Below are 16,802 nucleotides of genomic sequence, written 5' to 3' on the forward strand. Positions count from 1 at the left end.
CGGTGCCCGGTTGATGTGTATCCCAGTATGCGATCGATCGCGGGCGGGCCGGCGGGCAGCTGGGGCGGCGGGACCGGTTCGGCGGCCATTGCGTGCGCGGGAGAGCGGTGCCGCTTGTCACCGCCAGCCGGCCGCGTCCAGCGCCGCGGCCGCGGCCTCGTCGACGCGGTGGTGGGTGGCGTCGACCGTGAAGTCCTCCACCCGGGCCCGGTCGAGGATCCCGTCCAGCTCCCCCGATCTGTCCAGGTGCCACCGCAGCGCCTCGGGCTCGTCCGCGTGACGCCGGGACAGCCGCTGCCGGACCACCGGCAGCTCGACCCGGAGCCGGCACACGGACAGGCCGACGCCCACCGACTTCTCGCACTGCTCCCGGTCCTCCGCGTCCTCGACGACGCCCGCGAGAACGAGCCGGGTGACGCCCGCATCGAGGTAGTTGCCGACCACGCACCTCAGGTTGCGCAGCAGCAGGGCGAAGTTGAAGCGGTCGTCCGCGGGCGCGGGCCGGCTCCGGCAGAGCCAGTCCATGTCGATGACGGCGTTGGGCACGCCGGCGCCGGTGAGCAGGTCTCCTGCGGCGTCGGCCACCGACGTCTTGCCGGCGCCGACGGTGCCGGTGATCAGGAGGGCGCGGGCTTCCGGAGCGCTGTCGGTTCGCATGGCAAGGGAGCCTACGGTGGGCGATGGATCATCCACGATCGCGTATCGGACGCAGCTGTACCGGGCGATGTTGCGCGATCTGCTCGGGAGCAACGGTGCCGTACACCCTGACGGGGACGGCTCCCAGGTGCAGCAGGGCGGTCAGAGCGAGTTGCCCGGGTCCGGCGGGAGTCGCAGGATCGTGGTCGGCGCCACCTCCTGGCGCCATCGGCCGGACCGTGCGGGTCCGTACCGACGGGTGGGGGGACCGCTCTTCGGTCGTGATCGCGCCGGAGACTTTCACAACAATGGTGAGACAGCAATACTGTTGAACCAGAGGGGTGCACACGGATGCGGGCGGTGCCGTCGGTACAGGCGTAACCGGGAACAGCAGTGCCCAGCGGTCAGCAGCGAGGAGCAGACATGGCGACCGGGACCGAGGAGCCGACGCTCACTGTCGACGAGCTGGCGGCGCGCGCCGGAGTGACCGTACGCACCGTGCGTTTCTACAGCACCCGGGGGCTGCTGCCGCCCCCGGTGATCGGGCCGCGCCGGGTCGGGCACTACGGGCACGACCACCTGTCCCGGCTGGCACTGATCGAGGAGCTTCAGCACCAGGGCATGACACTCGCCGCCATCGAACGCTATCTGGAGCAGCTGCCGCCCGATCTGAGCGCCCACGACCTGGCCATCCACCGGGCGCTGGTGGCGTCCTGGGCGCCCGACTCGGCGGAGGAGACGACCCGGGCGGAGCTGGAGCGGCGCGCGGGGCGGGCGCTGACCGAGGAGGACGTGGACCGGCTGGCCGCGATGGGCGTGCTGGAGCGCGCGGATGCGGCGGACGGCAGCTTCCGGGTCGATCCGGGGATGCTGCGGCTGGGGGTCGAACTGCTCGACGTACCCATCACCAACGAGACGATCCTCGCGGCGCGCACGGTGCTGCTGGAACACACCCGTTCCGCTGCGCACGAACTGACGCGGCTGTTCCGGGACGAGGTGTGGAACCCGTACCGGGAGCGGGAGTCGGACCCGGAGCATGTGGCGGCGATGAAGTCGCTGTCGGCCCACATGCAGCCGATGGTGCTGCAGGCGCTGGTGACCGCGTTCCAGCGGTCGCTCAAGGAAGAGCTGCGGGCCGCGTTCACGGCGGAGTGAGCCCCCGCCGCAGGCGGCCGCAGCGCCTCCCCGGCGTGTGGTCCATCACGAGACCGCGTCGTCCCACAGCGCGGTGGTGTGGGCGTCGATGAGTACGCCGATCCGGTCGAGGAAGGCGTCGGCCGGCTGCGGGTCGAGGCGGCGTCCGTCGCGCAGCCGTACGGCGACGTGGTCGTCGGCGGCCTCCCTCGCTCCGATCACGGCTTGGTACGGCACCAGGCGGTCCTCCCGGACGCGGGCGCCCAGGGTGCCGCGTTCCGGCCCGGCGATCTCGGCCCGCAGCCCGCGGTCGATGCAACGCTCGGCCAGCGCCTCGGCGTTCGGCAGTTCCGCCTCGGAGACCGGGAGGATCGCCAGCTGGGTCGGGGCGAGCCAGGCGGGGAAGGCGCCGCCGTGCTGTTCGATGAGATGGGCGACGGCCCGCTCCACGCTGCCGATGATGCTGCAGTGGACCATGACCGGCCGGTGCTTCACGCCGTCCGCGCCGATGTAGTGCAGGTCGAACCGCTCGGGCTGATGGAAGTCGACCTGGACGGTGGAAAGGGTGGACTCCCGGCCCGCACCGTCGGTGACCTGGACGTCGATCTTCGGGCCGTAGAAGGCCGCCTCACCCTCCGCCGAGTCGTACGGCAGACCTGAGCGGTCGAGTACCTCGGTGAGCAGGGCGGTGGACCGCTGCCACTTCTCGGGCGCGGCGACGTACTTGCCGCCGGGGCCGGGGAGGGAGAGCCGGTAGCGGGCCGGACGGATGCCCAGTGCCTCGTACGCACCGCGGATCATCTCCAGGGCGGCCCGCGCCTCGTCGGCGACCTGGTCCAGGGTGCAGAAGATGTGCGCGTCGTTCAGCTGGATGGCCCGGACGCGGGTCAGCCCGCCGAGCACGCCGGACAGTTCGGAGCGGTACATGCCGCCCAGTTCGGCCATGCGCAGCGGCAGCTCGCGGTAGCTGTGGGAGCGGGAGCGGTAGATCACCGCGTGGTGGGGACACAGACTCGGCCGCAGGACGACCTGCTCCGATCCCAGCTCCATCGGCGGGAACATGTCGTCGCTGTAGTGCGACCAGTGCCCGGAGATCTCGTAGAGCTCCCGCTTGCCCAGCACCGGCGAGTACACGTGCCGGTAGCCGGCCCGCCGCTCGGCGGTGCGGATGTACTCCTCCAGGGTATGCCGCACGGTCGCGCCGTCGGGCAGCCAGTACGGAAGTCCCGCGCCGATCAGCGGGTCGGTGTCGAACAGGGCCAGTTCGCGGCCGAGCTTGCGGTGGTCGTGCATGGCGGTCTCCTCGCGGTCAACGGGCGAGTGACCTCCCCCACGCTCCCGGCTTCGCCGGAGCAGTGGGGGACCCCGTGCCGAAGCCCCGGGGCACTCGCCCCGGGGCTTCGGACTGAGACATCTGTCAGCGCGCCGGGACACTCTCCGGCGTCGTCGTCATCGCAGCGCGCTTCATGGCGCTGACGCTAGCAGGGCGTCCCGCCGTCCACCCGGTATTTTCCGGCCGGAGGGTGCGGATTCCGCAGCCTCCGGCCGGTACCTGGCTCGCCGAGGACGCCGGTCAGTCGTGGAAGATCTCGCCCTTCTCGGCCTTCTCCACCAGCAGCGCGGGCGGCAGGAACCGGTCGCCGTACTTCTCGGCGAGTTCCCTGGCGCGCGCCACGAAGCCGGGCAGGCCGCCCTCATAACCGTTGATGTACTGGAGCACGCCTCCGGTCCACGGCGGGAAGCCGATGCCCATGATGGATCCGATGTTGGCGTCGGCGACCGAGATGAGGACGTTCTCCTCCAGGCAGCGCACGCTGTCCAGCGCCTCGGAGAAGAGCATCCGCTCCTTCATGTCCTCGAACGGGACGTCGGCGTCCGGCTTGGCGAAGTGTTCGCGCAGTCCTGGCCACAGTCCGGACCGCTTGCCGTCCTCGCCGTACTCGTAGAAGCCCGCGCCGCCGCTGCGTCCGGTACGTCCGAACTCGTCGACCATCCGGTCGATGACCGCGTCCGCAGGGTGTCCGGACCAGGTGCCGCCCGCCTCCTCGACCGCCCGCTTCGTCTCGTTGCGGATCTTGCGCGGCAGGGTCAGCGTCAGCTCGTCCATCAGCGAGAGGACCTTGGCCGGGTAGCCGGACTGCGCAGCGGCCTGCTCGACCGACGCGGGCTCGACGCCCTCGCCGACCATGGCGACACCCTCGTTGATGAACTGGCCGATGACACGCGAGGTGAAGAAGCCGCGCGAGTCGTTGACGACGATCGGCGTCTTCTGGATCCGGCGGACCAGGTCGAAGGCGCGTGCCAGGGCCTCGTCGCCGGTCTGCTCGCCCTTGATGATCTCGACCAGCGGCATCTTGTCGACGGGCGAGAAGAAGTGCAGGCCGATGAAGTCGGCGGGGCGCGTGACCCCCTTGGCGAGGACCGTGATCGGCAGGGTCGAGGTGTTGGAACAGAGCAGTGCGTCGGGCTCGATGATGTCCTGGATCTCCTGGAACACCTTGTGCTTGAGCGCGGTGTCCTCGAAGACCGCCTCGATGACGGCGTCGCAGCCCGCCAGATCGGCCGGGTCGCCGGTCGGGGTGATGCGGGCCAGCAGCTCGTCGCGCTTCGCCTCGGTCGTACGGCCCCGGGAGAGCGCCTTGGCGAGCAGTTTCTCGCTGTATGCCTTGCCCTTGGCGGCCGCCTCGGTGGAGACGTCCTTGAGGACGACCTCGATGCCGGCGCGTGCGCAGGAGTACGCGATGCCGGCGCCCATCATCCCGGCGCCGAGGACTGCGACCTTCCTGACCTGGCGCTCCTCGATGCCCTTGGGGCGGTTGGCGCCGGAGTTGACGGCCTGGAGGTCGAAGAAGAAGGCCTGGATCATGTTCTTCGAGATCTGGCCGGTGACGAGCTCGGTGAAGTACCGGGCCTCGATGGTCAGCGCGGTCTCGAAGTCGACCTGGGAGCCCTCGACGGCGGCGGCCAGAATGTTGCGCGGAGCGGGCATGGGGGCGCCCGCGAGCTGCTTCTTCAGGTTGGCCGGGAAGGCGGGAAGGTTGGCGGCGAACTTCGGGTGGGACGGGGTGCCGCCGGGGATCTTGTAGCCCTTGACGTCCCAGGGCTGCTGGGACTCGGGGTGCGCGTCGATGAAGGCACGGGCCTTGTCGAGCATCTCCTCGGGTGTGGCCGCGACCTCGTGGACGAGGCCGTTCTCCAGCGCACGCTGCGGGGGGTACTGGGTGCCCTGGAGAAGGACCTTCAGCAGCGCGTCGGCGACGCCCATGAGGCGTACGGTGCGGGTGACACCGCCGCCCGCGGGCAGCAGGCCGAGGGTGACCTCGGGCAGGCCGATGCGGGAGCCGGGCGCGTCGAGCGCGATGCGGTGGTGGGAGGCGAGCGCGATCTCGTAACCGCCGCCGAGGGCCGCTCCGTTGATGGCGGCGACGACGGGGATGCCGAGGGTCTCGATGCGACGCAGCGAGTGCTTGATGGCGGTGCCGACGTCGAAGGCGTCCTGGGCGTTCTCCGGACCGACCTTGATCATGTCCTTGAGGTCGCCGCCCGCGAAGAAGGTCTTCTTGGCGGAGGTGAAGATGATGCCGCGGATGGCGTCCTTCTCGGCCTCGGCGCGGTCGGCGACGGCCGCGATGGAGTCCTTGAACGCCTGGTTCATCGTGTTGGCGGACTGGTTGGGGTCGTCGAGTACGAGGGTGACGACGCCGGTCTCGTCCTGTTCCCAGCGGATGGTCGTGCTCTCGGTCATTGCTGTGTTCTCCGTAGGCAAGGGGTGGCCGGGGACGGTCAGAGACGCTCGATGACGGTGGCGATGCCCATGCCGCCGCCGACGCAGAGGGTGGCGAGGCCGTACCGCTTGTCCTGGCGCTCCAGTTCGTCGATGAGCGTGCCGAGGATCATCGCGCCGGTGGCGCCGAGCGGGTGTCCGAGCGCGATGGCGCCGCCGTTGACGTTGATCTTGTCGAGGGAGAGCCCCATGTCCCGGGCGAAGCGGAGGACGACACCCGCGAACGCCTCGTTGATCTCGACGAGGTCGATGTCGTCGATGGTGAGTCCGGCCTTGGCGAGGGCCTTGCGGGTGGCGGGGGCGGGGCCGGTCAGCATGATGGTCGGCTCGGAGCCGGAGACCGCGGCGGAGACGATCCGGGCGCGCGGCGTGAGGCCGTACCGCTCGCCGGTCTCCTTGTTGCCGATGGCGACGAGTGCGGCGCCGTCCACGATGCCGGACGAATTGCCCGCGTGGTGGACGTGGTCGATCTTCTCCACCCAGTGGTACTTCTGCAGCGCCACGGCGTCGAAGCCGCCCAGCTCGCCGATGGTGGCGAACGAGGGCTTGAGGGTGGCCAGCGAGTCGGCGGTGGTGCCGGGGCGCATGTGCTCGTCGTGGTCGAGGACGACGAGGCCGTTACGGTCCTTGACCGGGACGACGGAGCGCGCGAAGCGGCCGTCCTTCCACGCCTCGGCGGCCCGCTCCTGGGAGAGCGCGGCGAACTCGTCGACGTCGCGGCGCGAGAAGCCCTCGATCGTGGCGATGAGGTCGGCGCCGACGCCCTGCGGGGCGAAGCCGGTCTCGTAGTTGGTCATCGGGTCCATCGCCCAGGCGCCGCCGTCGGAGCCCATCGGCACCCGGGACATCGACTCGACACCGCCCGCGAGGATCAGGTCCTCCCAGCCCGAACGGACCTTCGCCGCAGCCAGGTTGACGGCTTCCAGACCGGAGGCACAGAACCGGTTCTCCTGGACGCCCGCCACCGAGTCCGGGAGGCCGGCGGCGATGGCGGCGACCCGGGCGATGTCGGAGCCCTGGTCGCCGAGGGGGCTGACCACGCCGAGGACGATGTCGTCGATGGCGGCCGGGTCCAGCCCGGGGAAGCGGTTGCGGATTTCGTGGATGAGGCCGACGACGAGGTCGATCGGCTTGGTGCCGTGCAGGGCGCCATTGGCCTTGCCGCGGCCGCGCGGGGTGCGGATCGCGTCGTAGACAAATGCTTCGGTACTCAAGACAGCAGCCTTTCGAGGGTGGTCGATCGTCGGGGTCAGGCGAGCAGAGAGCGGCCGATGATCTCCTTCATGATCTCGGTCGTTCCGCCGTAGATGGTCTGGATGCGGCCGTCCGTGAACGCCTTCGCGACCCGGTATTCCGCCATGTAGCCGTAGCCGCCGTGGAGCTGGAGGCAGCGGTCGGCGACGCGCTTCTGCAGTTCGGTGGCCCACCACTTGGCCATCGAAGCGTGTACGGCGTCGAGTTCGCCGTTCGAGTGGTCGACGATGCACCGGTCGATGAAGGTCCGGGTGACGACGCACTCGGTGGCCATCTCGGCGATCTCGAAGCGGATGTGCTGGAGCTTGGAGAGCGGCCGCCCGAAGGCTTCGCGCTCCTTGACGTACTGCGTGGTGATCTCCAGGAGGTACTCGGCGGCGGCGATCCCGGCGACCGCTATGCCCATCCGCTCCTGAGCCAGGTTGGTCATCAGGTGGATGAACGCGCCGTCGCGCTCACCGAGCAGGTTCTCCTTGGGGACGCGGACGTCGTTGAAGAACAGCTCGGCCGTGTCCTGGGACTTCTGGCCGATCTTGTCGAGGTTACGGCCCCGCTCGAAGCCCTCCGTGCCGCGTTCGACGACGATCAGCGAGAGCCCCTTCGCACCGCCCTCCGGGGTGGTCTTCGCCACGACGACCACCAGGTCGGCGAGGATGCCGTTGGAGATGAACGTCTTGGATCCGTTGAGCAGCCAGTGATCGCCCCTGTCCTCGGCGGTGGTGCGGATGCCCTGGAGGTCGGAGCCCGCGCCGGGTTCGGTCATCGCGATGGCGGTGATGATCTCGCCGCTGCAGAAGCCCGGCAGCCAGCGCCGCTTCTGTTCCTCGGTGGCGAGCCCGGTCAGGTAGGGGCCGATGATGTCGTTGTGCAGGCCTAGTGCGAGTCCGGGGGCGCCGGCCCGGGTGAACTCCTCGGCGAGGACGGCGCTGTACCGGAAGTCGGTGGTGCCGCCGCCCCCGTACTCCTCGGGCACGGCGAAACCGAGCAGTCCCTGCCGGCCGGCCGCGAGCCAGGCCTCGCGCGAGACGATGCCGTCCTTCTCCCACTGCTCGTAGTACGGGAGGACTTCCTTGGTCAGGAAGGTCCGGACGGTCTCACGGAACGCGTCGTGCTCCTCGGTGAAGATCTTCCGCTGCACTGCGGGCCCCCTAGAGCCAGTTCTTGACGGTGGAGATCAGCCGGGCCGGATCGGGACCGACCGGGATGACGTTGAGCATGGTGACGCCGGACTCCCGGAACGCCTCGATACGGTCGCGCACGTACCCCTCGGGCCCGCACAGCGACATGAGCTCGCAGAATTCGTCCGGGACGGCGGCCTCGGCCTCCTTCTTCTTCCCGGAGAGGTAGAGCTCCTGGATGAGCGCGGCTTCCCTCTCGTACCCGTAGGCGACGGCGAGGTCGTTGTAGAAGTTCTTGCCCTTGGCGCCCATTCCGCCGACGTACAGCGCGATCTGCGGACGGGCGAGGTCCCTGAGCGCCGCCGCGTCGTCGCCGATGGCAAGGAGTCCGCCGGCGACGGTCTGCAGCGGGCCACGCGCCGGGTCGCGCTCGGCGGCCCCTTCGGCGAGGGCCGTGCCCCACACCTGCTGGGCCTTCTCGGGGAGGTAGAGGGTGGGCAGCCAGCCGTCGGCGATCTCGGCGGTCAGCCGGACGTTGGCGGGGCCGAGCGAGGCGATGTAGAGCGGGATCTCCTCGCGCACCGGACGGGTGAGGATCTTCAAGGGCTTGCCGAGCCGGCCGCCCTTCTCCTTGGGCAGCGGCATGTCCGTGATGCCGTGGTGGTCGATGACCTCGCGGCGCCAGATCCGGCGGCACAGTTCGACGGTTTCGCGGGTCCGGCCGAGCGGCTTGTCGTACGCCTTGCCGTGCCAGCCCTCGACGACCTGCGGCCCGGACGCGCCGAGCCCGAGCAGCGCCCGGCCACCGGAGATCGCGTCGAGCCCGGCGCCGGTCTGGGCGATGAGGGCGGGGGTCCGGGAGTAGACGTTGAGGATCGCCGCACCGATCTTCATGCGTTCGGTGCGGGCGGCCAGGTAGCCCATGAGGGTGGGCGAGTCGAAGCCGTAGGCCTCCGCGACCCAGACGGCGTCGAGTCCGGCGGACTCCAGGGCGGCGACCTGGTCGCAGGCATCGCGCGGGTCGCCCGCGTAGTTCAGCGGCAGGGAGAGTTCCATCAGTCGGTGGTGTCCTTCCGGGGCCGGTGCATGCTCGGTACGTCCCAGTCGCGGGCGACGTCCTCGGTGTCCGCGCCGGGCCGCGCGGGTCCGCTGCGTACGGAGGCGGGGGTGGCGGAGAAGCGGGGTGCGGGGGCGGGCTGGGTGAGGCCGCCGTGTTCGACGAACGTGGAGCGGGCGGCGAGGTGCGGGTGGTGCGGGGCCTCGCGGAGCGAGAGGACGGGGGCCACACAGGCGTCCGTGGCTTCGAAGACCTCGGTCCACTCAGCGCGCGTCCGGGTCCTGAACCGGTCGGCGACGACCGTGCGCAGCTCCTCCCAGCGGGTGACGTCCTTGCGGTCCGGGGCCTGGTCCTCGATGCCGAGGAGCTCGATGAACTGGTCGTAGAACTGCTGCTCCAACGGGCCGACCGCCATGTACTGGCCGTCGGCGGTCTCGTACGAACCGTAGAACGGACAGCCGCCGTCCAGCAGGTTGGAGCCGCGCCGGTCCTGCCAGCCGCCGGCCGCCAGCATCCCGTGGATCATCGTGGCGAGGTGGGCGGCGCCGTCGACGATCGCCGCGTCCACGACCTGGCCCGTGCCGCCGGGGGTGCGGGCGTGCTGGAGGGCGGCAAGGATGCCGACGACGAGGTAGAGCGAGCCGCCCGCGTAGTCGCCGACCAGATTGGCGGGGACGGTGGGCGGCTCGCCGGGCTTGCCGATCAAGGAGAGCGTGCCGGTGAGGGCGATGTACGCGATGTCGTGTCCGGCCCGCTCGGCGAGCGGTCCGTCCTGGCCCCAGCCGGTCATCCGCCCGTACACGAGCCCGGGATTGCGGGCGAGACAGGCGTCGGGGCCGACGCCGAGGCGTTCGGCGACGCCCGGCCGATAGCCCTCGATCAGGATGTCGGCGCGTTCGACCAGGTCCAGGACGCGGTCCGGGCCGTCCTCGGCCTTGAGGTCGACGAGCACGGAGCGCTTGTTGCGATTGGTGAGGTCGTGCACGGGATCGATGCCGAGCCCCGGGCCGGCGGGCCGGTCGACCCTGACGACATCGGCGCCGAGGTCGGCCAGGAGCATCGCGGCGAACGGTCCGGGGCCGATGCCCGCCAGCTCCACCACGCGGACGCCCGCCAGTGGGCCGTGCTCTGTCCTTGCCATCAAGCCCCCAGCGGTGTGACACAACTGATGTAACAGCGATGATGCTAAGAACGCGCCGCGCTCCGCACAACCCCTTGAGCCGAGCAAGCGCTTAGTTCTTTCCCCTGGATCCTCCCTCACGATCGCCGCCCGGCTGTACACCGCCACGACCCCCTCGGCTAACCTCTGCCTGCTACATCGGCGCCGGCCCCTGCGGAGGCACTCGTGAACAGGCAGAACGGGGCACAACGCCCCTATGACATAGTCCTTTTCGGTGCCACCGGCTTCGTGGGTGCCCTCACCGCCGAATATCTCGCCGCCCACGCACCCGACAGCTGCCGCTGGGCACTGGCCGGCCGCAGCCCGGCCAAGCTGGCCGAGCTGCGTGACCGCCTGACCGCGATCGACCCGCGCTGTGCGGACCTTCCGCTGGTGCACGCCGACGCCGACGACCCCGACGCGCTGCGCGAACTCGCCGAATCGGCGCACGTGGTGGCCTCGACCGTGGGTCCGTACGTCTGGTACGGCGAGAAACTGGTCGCCGCCTGCGCGGAGGCCGGGACGGACTACACGGACCTGACCGGCGAAGCGGAGTTCGTCGACCGGATGTATCTGGAGCATGACGCGCGGGCCCGCGAGACCGGGGCCCGGCTCGTGCACGCCTGCGGCTTCGACTCCCTGCCTCACGACCTCGGGGTGTACTTCACCGTCCAGCAGCTGCCGCAGGACGTGCCGCTGACGATCGACGGTTTCGTGCGCAGCAATGCCGTCTTCTCCGGCGGTACGTTCGCATCCGCGCTCACCGCGATGGGCCGCGGCCCGCAGATGCTGCGCGCCGCCCAGGAGCGCCGGCTGCACGAACCACGCCTGGTCGGCCGCCGTGCCCGTGCATCGCTCGGCACCCCGCACTTCAGTGCGGAGACCGGCACCTGGGCACTGCCTCTGCCGACGCTGGACCCACAGGTCGTCGAGCGCTCGGCGCGGCGGCTGGCGCGATACGGGCCGGACTTCCGCTACCGCCACTTCGCTTCGGTGAAGCGCCTGCCGGTGGCGCTCGGGGGCACGGCCGCGATCGGCGCCCTCCTCGGCGCGGCTCAGCTGCCGGCCGCACGGAACTGGCTGATGGGCCGGTACGAGCCGGGGGCGGGCCCGGACGCCGAGCGCCGCAGGCGGAGCTGGTTCACGGTGCGTTTCGTCGGGGAGGGCGGCGGCCGCCGGGTCTTCACGGAGGTGTCCGGCGGTGACCCCGGCTACGACGAGACGGCGAAGATGCTCGCCCAGTCGGCGCTCTGCCTCGCCCTGGACGAGCTTCCGCCGACATCGGGGCAGGTCACCACCGCTGTCGCGATGGGTGACGCGCTGCTCGAGCGGCTGCGCGGGGCCGGGCTGCGCTTCCGGGTCGCGGCGGTCCGCTGAGCGGACCGTGCCGCTCGAACCGCCGCGGGAGGAGTCGGCAGGCGGACGGAACCGCCGGTCAGAGCATCCAGGACGCTAGCGTGCAGATCATCGCGACGGTCCACACGACGCCCGCGAGGACACCCAGGGTCATTCCCACGGCGAGGCGCCGTTGGGCGACATAGACGGTTCCGGTACGTGCGGACGTTCGATGGTCGTTCATGTGTACAAGAGTGCCGGTCATGATCGGCAGGCGGTATCCGTACACATACTCATGTACAGGTGGCCGCGCGCACTCAGGCGGTCGCTTCCCGGAGCGCCTGCCTGCACAGCGCGTCGGCCCTGCGGGTGGTCTCCGGCTGGCGGAAATCCCTGGCCAGCAGGAGCGTGTGCGCGCAGGCGTTGTCCAGGCCGGTCCGGTGCCCGACCGAGACGTACACCGGTTTGGTGCCGTCCTGGGTGCGCAGCGCCCGGCCCACCTCCTCGTCCCCGTCCAGGAGCGGCGAGAAGTCGCCGCGCCGGGGGCCCGGCGGTTCGTACGTGAAGGTGAACGGGTTCTTGGCCACACCGATGACGGGGAGTCCGGTGAGAACGCCCAGGTGACTGGCGAGCCCGAAGCGGCGCGGGTGCGCCCTGCCGTATCCGTCGCAGACGACGAGACCGGGGTCGATTGGCAGGGCCTCCAGTGCGGCCAGCACGGTCGGGATCTCGCGGAAGGCGAGGAGTCCCGGGATGTACGGGAAGGTGACCCGTCCGACGGCGGTGGTCTCCGCGACGACGTCCAGAGTCACCGCGTCCAGCACGACCGCCGCCGCGACCACGACATCGTGCTCGTCGTCGTAGGCGACGTCGACACCGGTCGCCCGTCCCGTCCCTGGCGGCGGCCCCGGCTCGTCGAGCACCACGCGGGCGCGGAGGGTGTCCTGGATGGCGCGCGCCTCGGCAGCGTCGGCGGGTGTGCGGAAGGTCGTCATGGTGCCGACCAGCATAGAAGTCCCGTCCGGGCAGGCTCCGATGGGACGTCGATAAGGTGACATTCATGTTCGTACTCGAGTTGACCTACACCGCCCCCGTCGAGCGTGTCGACGGGCTGATGGAGGCGCATGCCGCCTGGCTGGACACGCAGTACGCGGCCGGGGTCTTCATCGCGTCCGGCCGCAAGAACCCGCGCGACGGCGGTGTGATCCTCGCCGTGGGGGACGACCGCGCGCAGATCGAGAAGATCGCGGCGGCCGACCCCTTCGCGGCCGAGGGCGTGTGCGCGTACCGGATCACGGAGTTCATCGCGACGAAGACGTCGGACGAACTCGCCCCGTACCGGCAGCAGCTGCCCTGACGACCGGGCCTATGCCCGCCGGGCGATCCGCCCCTTCTCGCCGGCCGCCCAGCAGCCGCCGTCCGGTGTGCAGTCCACTGTGTCGTACGAACCGGTGTCGACCGTGCGCCAGGTGCGCCCGCCGTCCGTCGTCAGGTCCGTCCCGGTCGGGCCGACGGCCAGTGCCGTCGAGCGGTTGTGCGGAACCCAGGCGACACCGGAGCGGTAGGCGGGCGGCGGGGTGGTGGACTGCTGCCAGCTGCGGCCTCCGTTGCCCGTGACGGCAGCGGCGTTCGGCGAGGCCTGGTCCGCCCGGTAGTCACCGCCGACCGCGATGCCGTGCGTACGGTCACGGAACGCCAGGCCGAAGACGCCTCGGGCCGGGTCTCCGGCCGGGATCGTCGATTCGGTGGCCGTCCAGGTCAGCCCGCGGTCGGCGGAGTGCAGCACCCGGGCGGTGGCCGCGCCGCCCGTCGCCAGCCAGACGTCCCTCGGCCCCGAGCTGACCAGGCACTGGCCGCCGGCGGCGAACCCCGCCTCGCCTGTCTGGGCGTCCGGCATCCCTGCCGTGGGCAGCAGCTTCCAGCTTCGGCCACCGTCCGCGGTGGACAGGATGCGGAATTTTCCGTCCACCGGATCGCTCATGGCGAGGCCGTGCCGGCTGTCGAAGAAGGTGAGGCAGTCGTAGAAGGCACGGGCGTCGGTGTTGCGGAAGGACTCGGTCCAGGTGGTCCCGCCGTCGGCCGTACGGAACACCCTGGAGGCTTCGCCCTCCCCGATGGCCAGTACCACCGCGCGCCGTGCGTCGAAGGCCTCGATGTCGCGGAACTCCAGGGCCGCCTCCGCCGCACCGGGCGGCGCCACGTCGCGCCAGTGGCGGCCTCCGTCGGTGGTGCGCAGGACTGTGCCCTTCGAGCCCGCTGCCCAGGCGGTGCGGCTGCTGACGGCGGCGAGGCCGCGGAAGCGGGCGTCCGTCCCCGTCTCCGTGAGCGTCCAGGCGGGCCGGTGGCCGGGCCCGTGCCCCTCCCCCGGTGCTGCCTGCGCGGCCGGCGTGGCCAGCGCGGCGATCAGCGCCGCCCCGCACACTCCCCAGGACATCAGTCGTCTCGTCTTCCCCTTGAGCCTCATGGCGCAGGAAGCTAACCGACCGTCAGTGCGCCGTCCAGGGTGCGCCCCCTCGAAGGGGGATCCGATCGCGACGGCATCGCACGGTGACGCAGCTCACGCTGTCGCCAGTGCACGGTTCGGAGACTTCTGTCGTCTCTGTCGGTGCCGGTTACCGTTCATCCGGCCCGAGGGGGAGCAGGTCGTGTCCATCGTCATCGAGCAGTCCGTGCAGGCCCGCATGGTCGCGTCCGCGCCCCGCATGGAGACCCTTCCCGCCATCCTGCAGTACGACCGCAGTGACCCGTTCGCCGTACGCATGGCGTTCCCTGCACCGGCCACGCTGGAAGGCACCGAGGTGGCCTGGGAGTTCTCCCGCGATCTGCTGTCGGCGGGCATGGACGCGCCGGCCGGCGTCGGGGACGTACGGATCAGGCCGTTCGGTTACGACCGTACGGTGCTGGAATTCCATGCCGCCGAGGGCATCGCGATGGTGCACGTCCGCACGGGGGAACTGCGACGCTTCCTCCGGCGGGCGCAGACGCTGGTCCCGCCGGGCGATGAGCACCGGTACCTGGATCTCGACCGCAGTCTGGCGGACCTGCTCGGCGGATCCTGCTGACCCGGACCCCCGCGGCGGCTCCACCGGCCCGGGTTCTGCCGCGCCCGTCGGCGCGGCCGGGATCGGCGTAAATCGCTTGCTGTGCCGCGAGGTCCGCTCGTACCGTTCGTGACGTCCTTGTTGTCGTCGGATCGGAGAAGGACGTTGCTCGTCTGAGGCCCTGAGACACCGCGTTGCGCGCCGTGTCCGGACAGTTCATGCCCGTGCATGTCTGTCATGTCCGCGCGCCCGGGTGTGACCTCAGCTCTTCGAGCCGTCCCCCGCAACCGGGGCTCCTCCTCGGCCGTGCGCCATGCCCGTGGAACGCCCTGGACCGGTGTCTCACCCGTTGCCTCCTGCCCTTCCTCGCAACCGGGAGATCCGTATGTCTGCCCCCATGACTCACATCACCTGTTCGTCGCTCTCCTTCGCCTGGCCGGACGGCAGTGCGGTCTTCGACGACTTCCAGCTGGCCGTGGGCCCCGGTAGGACCGGTTTGATCGGTCTCAACGGCTGTGGAAAATCGACGCTGTTGCGGCTGATCGCCGGTGAACTCGCCCCCACCGACGGCCGTATCCGAACGCTGGGCGAGATCGGCTACCTGCCGCAGAACCTGGTCCTCGACACGGCACTGCGGGTCGATGCCGCCCTCGGTGTCGCGGACACCCGGGCCGCACTGCACGCCATCGAGGCGGGCGACGTCCGGGAGGAGTGGTTCGCGGCCGTGGGTGACGACTGGGACGTGGAGGAGCGCGCCCGCGCCACCCTCGATCAGCTCGGCCTCGGTCACATCGGGCTCGACCGCACCATCGGCGAGCTGTCGGGCGGCGAGTGCGTGCTGCTGCGCCTCGCCGCGCTCCTGCTGGCCCGTCCCGGGGTACTGCTGCTGGACGAGCCGACGAACAATCTGGATCTGTACGCCCGCCGGCGGCTGTACGAAGCGATCGACGCCTGGACGGGGGTACTGGTCGTCGTCAGTCACGACCGTGAACTTCTGGAGCGTGTCGACCAGATCGCGGATCTGCGGGAGGGCCAGATCACGTCGTACGGCGGGAACCTCACGGCGTACGAGGAGGCACTCGCCGTCGAGCAGGAGGCGGCCGAGCGCATGGTGCGGGTCGCCGAGGCCGACGTGCAACGCCAGAAGCGCGAACTGGCCGACGCTCAGGTCAAATTGGCCCGTCGCAAGCGTTACGGGCAGAAGATGTGGGACACCAAGCGCGAACCGAAGGCGGTCATGGGCAACCGCAAGCGGGCCGCCCAGGTCTCCGCCGGTAAGCACCGTGTCCTGCACACCGGGAGGCTCGCCGAGGCGAGGGAGCGCCTCGGCGAGGCTGTCGAGGCTGTGCGGGACGACGACGAGATCCGGGTCGAACTGCCCCGCACGAAGGTCCATCCAGGCCTGGGGGTACTCCTGCTGCGCGACCTCGAACTCGCTCACGGGGCCCGGCTGCGCGGCGGGTTCGAGGTACGCGGCCCCGAACGGATCGCCCTGGTGGGCCGCAACGGCGCGGGCAAGACGACCCTGCTGCGCACGCTGGCCGGTGAGCTGGCACCGGCGGCCGGTGAGGCAACGGCCCATCTGCCGCTGCGCTTTCTTCCGCAACGCCTGGACGTGCTCGACGACGGGCTGAGCGTCGTGGAGAACGTGGCGCGGTTCGCCCCGGATGCGACGGAGAACCGGATCAGGGCGAAGCTGGCGCATTTTCTGTTCAAGGGGGCACGGGCCGACCGGCTCGCGGGAACGCTGTCGGGCGGGGAACGCTTCCGTGCGGCGCTGGCTGCGCTGCTGCTCGCCGAGCCAGCGCCGCAACTGCTGTTGCTGGACGAACCGACGAACAACCTGGACATGGCGAGCGTGCGCCGGCTGACGGAGGCTCTGGAGTCGTACGAGGGGGCGCTGATCGTGGCGAGCCACGACGTGCCGTTCCTGGAGTCGGTCGGGATCACGCGCTGGCTGCTGCTCGACGGCGAACTGCGTGACACGACCGCCGAGGCGGTGCGCGCGGAAATGTGAGGGACGTGGGCGGATCGGCGGACGTGGATGAAGACCGCACGGGGTGGCAGTATTCGCCACCGGGGCGCGGTCCCGTCCGCCGTACCCCCGCATCGGTGAGTTCGCGACACTCGGAAACTGCGTGACGTACCTCTCCGCACACCCAGCGTGACCTGCGCACATAACGGTACGTAAGCGAACTTCGGGTGCGCGGGCTTGGCGAGGGCCTTATTCCCGCCTTAACCTACGGTCTCGTAACCTACGAGGCCGTAAGTAATTCTCCCGTCC

At 70.6% G+C, this 16,802-nt stretch carries 15 protein-coding genes; 5 read left to right on the forward strand and 10 right to left on the reverse strand.

Going from position 1 to position 16,802, the window contains the following annotated elements:
• Positions 1-117: 117 nt before the first annotated feature.
• On the reverse strand, positions 118-657 hold the full coding sequence (locus ACFYP5_RS22435) for a hypothetical protein (RefSeq protein WP_389038772.1): 540 nt from the start codon (positions 655-657) through the stop codon (positions 118-120).
• 402 nt (positions 658-1,059) lie between these two features.
• Here ACFYP5_RS22435 and ACFYP5_RS22440 point away from each other — a divergent pair, with 402 nt between their 5' ends.
• Positions 1,060-1,791, forward strand: a complete 732-nt coding sequence (locus ACFYP5_RS22440; protein ID WP_389038775.1) for a MerR family transcriptional regulator — start codon at positions 1,060-1,062, stop codon at positions 1,789-1,791.
• A gap of 45 nt (positions 1,792-1,836) precedes the next feature.
• Here the strand turns inward: ACFYP5_RS22440 and thrS are convergent, their stop codons facing one another.
• From thrS to ACFYP5_RS22470, 6 genes are all read right to left on the reverse strand, one after another.
• Positions 1,837-3,126 carry a threonine--tRNA ligase gene (gene thrS / locus ACFYP5_RS22445; protein WP_389039273.1) on the reverse strand — a complete coding sequence of 430 codons (1,290 nt, stop codon included), beginning with the start codon at positions 3,124-3,126 and terminating at the stop codon, positions 1,837-1,839.
• A gap of 217 nt (positions 3,127-3,343) precedes the next feature.
• On the reverse strand, positions 3,344-5,515 hold the full coding sequence (locus ACFYP5_RS22450; protein WP_389038778.1) for a 3-hydroxyacyl-CoA dehydrogenase NAD-binding domain-containing protein: 2,172 nt from the start codon (positions 5,513-5,515) through the stop codon (positions 3,344-3,346).
• A 38-nt stretch (positions 5,516-5,553) separates the two neighbouring features.
• Positions 5,554-6,768 carry an acetyl-CoA C-acetyltransferase gene (locus ACFYP5_RS22455; RefSeq protein ID WP_389038780.1) on the reverse strand — a complete coding sequence of 405 codons (1,215 nt, stop codon included), beginning with the start codon at positions 6,766-6,768 and terminating at the stop codon, positions 5,554-5,556.
• 35 nt (positions 6,769-6,803) lie between these two features.
• Positions 6,804-7,946: an acyl-CoA dehydrogenase family protein gene (locus ACFYP5_RS22460; RefSeq protein ID WP_389038782.1), complete on the reverse strand. Its 1,143-nt coding sequence runs from the start codon at positions 7,944-7,946 to the stop codon at positions 6,804-6,806.
• 10 nt (positions 7,947-7,956) lie between these two features.
• On the reverse strand, positions 7,957-8,982 hold the full coding sequence (locus ACFYP5_RS22465) for an LLM class F420-dependent oxidoreductase (RefSeq protein WP_389038784.1): 1,026 nt from the start codon (positions 8,980-8,982) through the stop codon (positions 7,957-7,959).
• On the reverse strand, positions 8,982-10,124 hold the full coding sequence (locus ACFYP5_RS22470) for a CaiB/BaiF CoA transferase family protein (protein ID WP_389038786.1): 1,143 nt from the start codon (positions 10,122-10,124) through the stop codon (positions 8,982-8,984). The genes ACFYP5_RS22465 and ACFYP5_RS22470 overlap by 1 nt, the downstream gene beginning before the upstream one ends.
• Before the next feature lie 204 nt (positions 10,125-10,328).
• On the opposite strand from ACFYP5_RS22470, the gene ACFYP5_RS22475 reads away from it, so the two are divergent.
• Positions 10,329-11,519, forward strand: a complete 1,191-nt coding sequence (locus ACFYP5_RS22475; RefSeq protein ID WP_389038789.1) for a saccharopine dehydrogenase family protein — start codon at positions 10,329-10,331, stop codon at positions 11,517-11,519.
• A 58-nt stretch (positions 11,520-11,577) separates the two neighbouring features.
• On the opposite strand, the gene mmpA is transcribed toward ACFYP5_RS22475, so the two are convergent.
• Entirely contained in the window at positions 11,578-11,721 is a 144-nt protein-coding gene (gene mmpA, locus ACFYP5_RS22480) for a morphogenic membrane protein MmpA (RefSeq protein ID WP_330247343.1), read from the reverse strand.
• 73 nt (positions 11,722-11,794) lie between these two features.
• Positions 11,795-12,472 (reverse strand): endonuclease V, encoded by a 678-nt coding sequence (locus ACFYP5_RS22485; protein ID WP_389038792.1) that lies wholly within the window; start codon positions 12,470-12,472, stop codon positions 11,795-11,797.
• A gap of 65 nt (positions 12,473-12,537) precedes the next feature.
• On the opposite strand from ACFYP5_RS22485, the gene ACFYP5_RS22490 reads away from it, so the two are divergent.
• Entirely contained in the window at positions 12,538-12,834 is a 297-nt protein-coding gene (locus ACFYP5_RS22490; protein ID WP_389038795.1) for a YciI family protein, read from the forward strand.
• A gap of 9 nt (positions 12,835-12,843) precedes the next feature.
• Here the strand turns inward: ACFYP5_RS22490 and ACFYP5_RS22495 are convergent, their stop codons facing one another.
• Positions 12,844-13,941 carry a WD40/YVTN/BNR-like repeat-containing protein gene (locus ACFYP5_RS22495; RefSeq protein WP_389038798.1) on the reverse strand — a complete coding sequence of 366 codons (1,098 nt, stop codon included), beginning with the start codon at positions 13,939-13,941 and terminating at the stop codon, positions 12,844-12,846.
• A 181-nt stretch (positions 13,942-14,122) separates the two neighbouring features.
• On the opposite strand from ACFYP5_RS22495, the gene ACFYP5_RS22500 reads away from it, so the two are divergent.
• Both ACFYP5_RS22500 and ACFYP5_RS22505 read left to right on the forward strand, forming a co-directional pair.
• Positions 14,123-14,539, forward strand: a complete 417-nt coding sequence (locus ACFYP5_RS22500; RefSeq protein WP_389038800.1) for an SsgA family sporulation/cell division regulator — start codon at positions 14,123-14,125, stop codon at positions 14,537-14,539.
• A 364-nt stretch (positions 14,540-14,903) separates the two neighbouring features.
• The gene (locus ACFYP5_RS22505; RefSeq protein ID WP_389038803.1) at positions 14,904-16,535 is read left to right on the forward strand and encodes an ABC-F family ATP-binding cassette domain-containing protein; all 1,632 of its coding nucleotides are present in this window, start codon (positions 14,904-14,906) and stop codon (positions 16,533-16,535) included.
• Positions 16,536-16,802: the final 267 nt, after the last annotated feature.

It is taken from the genome of Streptomyces sp. NPDC005262, from assembly GCF_042872425.1.
Classification (GTDB): domain Bacteria; phylum Actinomycetota; class Actinomycetes; order Streptomycetales; family Streptomycetaceae; genus Streptomyces.

What these genes read in the sequence shown, in the direction of transcription:
- ACFYP5_RS22435 (WP_389038772.1), bottom strand. Translation starts at nt 657, where the DNA reads ATGCGAACCGACAGCGCTCCGGAAGCCCGCGCCCTCCTGATCACCGGC.
- mmpA (WP_330247343.1), bottom strand. Translation starts at nt 11,721, where the DNA reads ATGAACGACCATCGAACGTCCGCACGTACCGGAACCGTCTATGTCGCC.
- ACFYP5_RS22450 (WP_389038778.1), bottom strand. Translation starts at nt 5,515, where the DNA reads ATGACCGAGAGCACGACCATCCGCTGGGAACAGGACGAGACCGGCGTC.
- ACFYP5_RS22465 (WP_389038784.1), bottom strand. Translation starts at nt 8,982, where the DNA reads ATGGAACTCTCCCTGCCGCTGAACTACGCGGGCGACCCGCGCGATGCC.
- ACFYP5_RS22470 (WP_389038786.1), bottom strand. Translation starts at nt 10,124, where the DNA reads ATGGCAAGGACAGAGCACGGCCCACTGGCGGGCGTCCGCGTGGTGGAG.
- ACFYP5_RS22495 (WP_389038798.1), bottom strand. Translation starts at nt 13,941, where the DNA reads ATGAGGCTCAAGGGGAAGACGAGACGACTGATGTCCTGGGGAGTGTGC.
- ACFYP5_RS22485 (WP_389038792.1), bottom strand. Translation starts at nt 12,472, where the DNA reads ATGACGACCTTCCGCACACCCGCCGACGCTGCCGAGGCGCGCGCCATC.
- ACFYP5_RS22505 (WP_389038803.1), top strand. Translation starts at nt 14,904, where the DNA reads ATGTCTGCCCCCATGACTCACATCACCTGTTCGTCGCTCTCCTTCGCC.
- ACFYP5_RS22440 (WP_389038775.1), top strand. Translation starts at nt 1,060, where the DNA reads ATGGCGACCGGGACCGAGGAGCCGACGCTCACTGTCGACGAGCTGGCG.
- ACFYP5_RS22490 (WP_389038795.1), top strand. Translation starts at nt 12,538, where the DNA reads ATGTTCGTACTCGAGTTGACCTACACCGCCCCCGTCGAGCGTGTCGAC.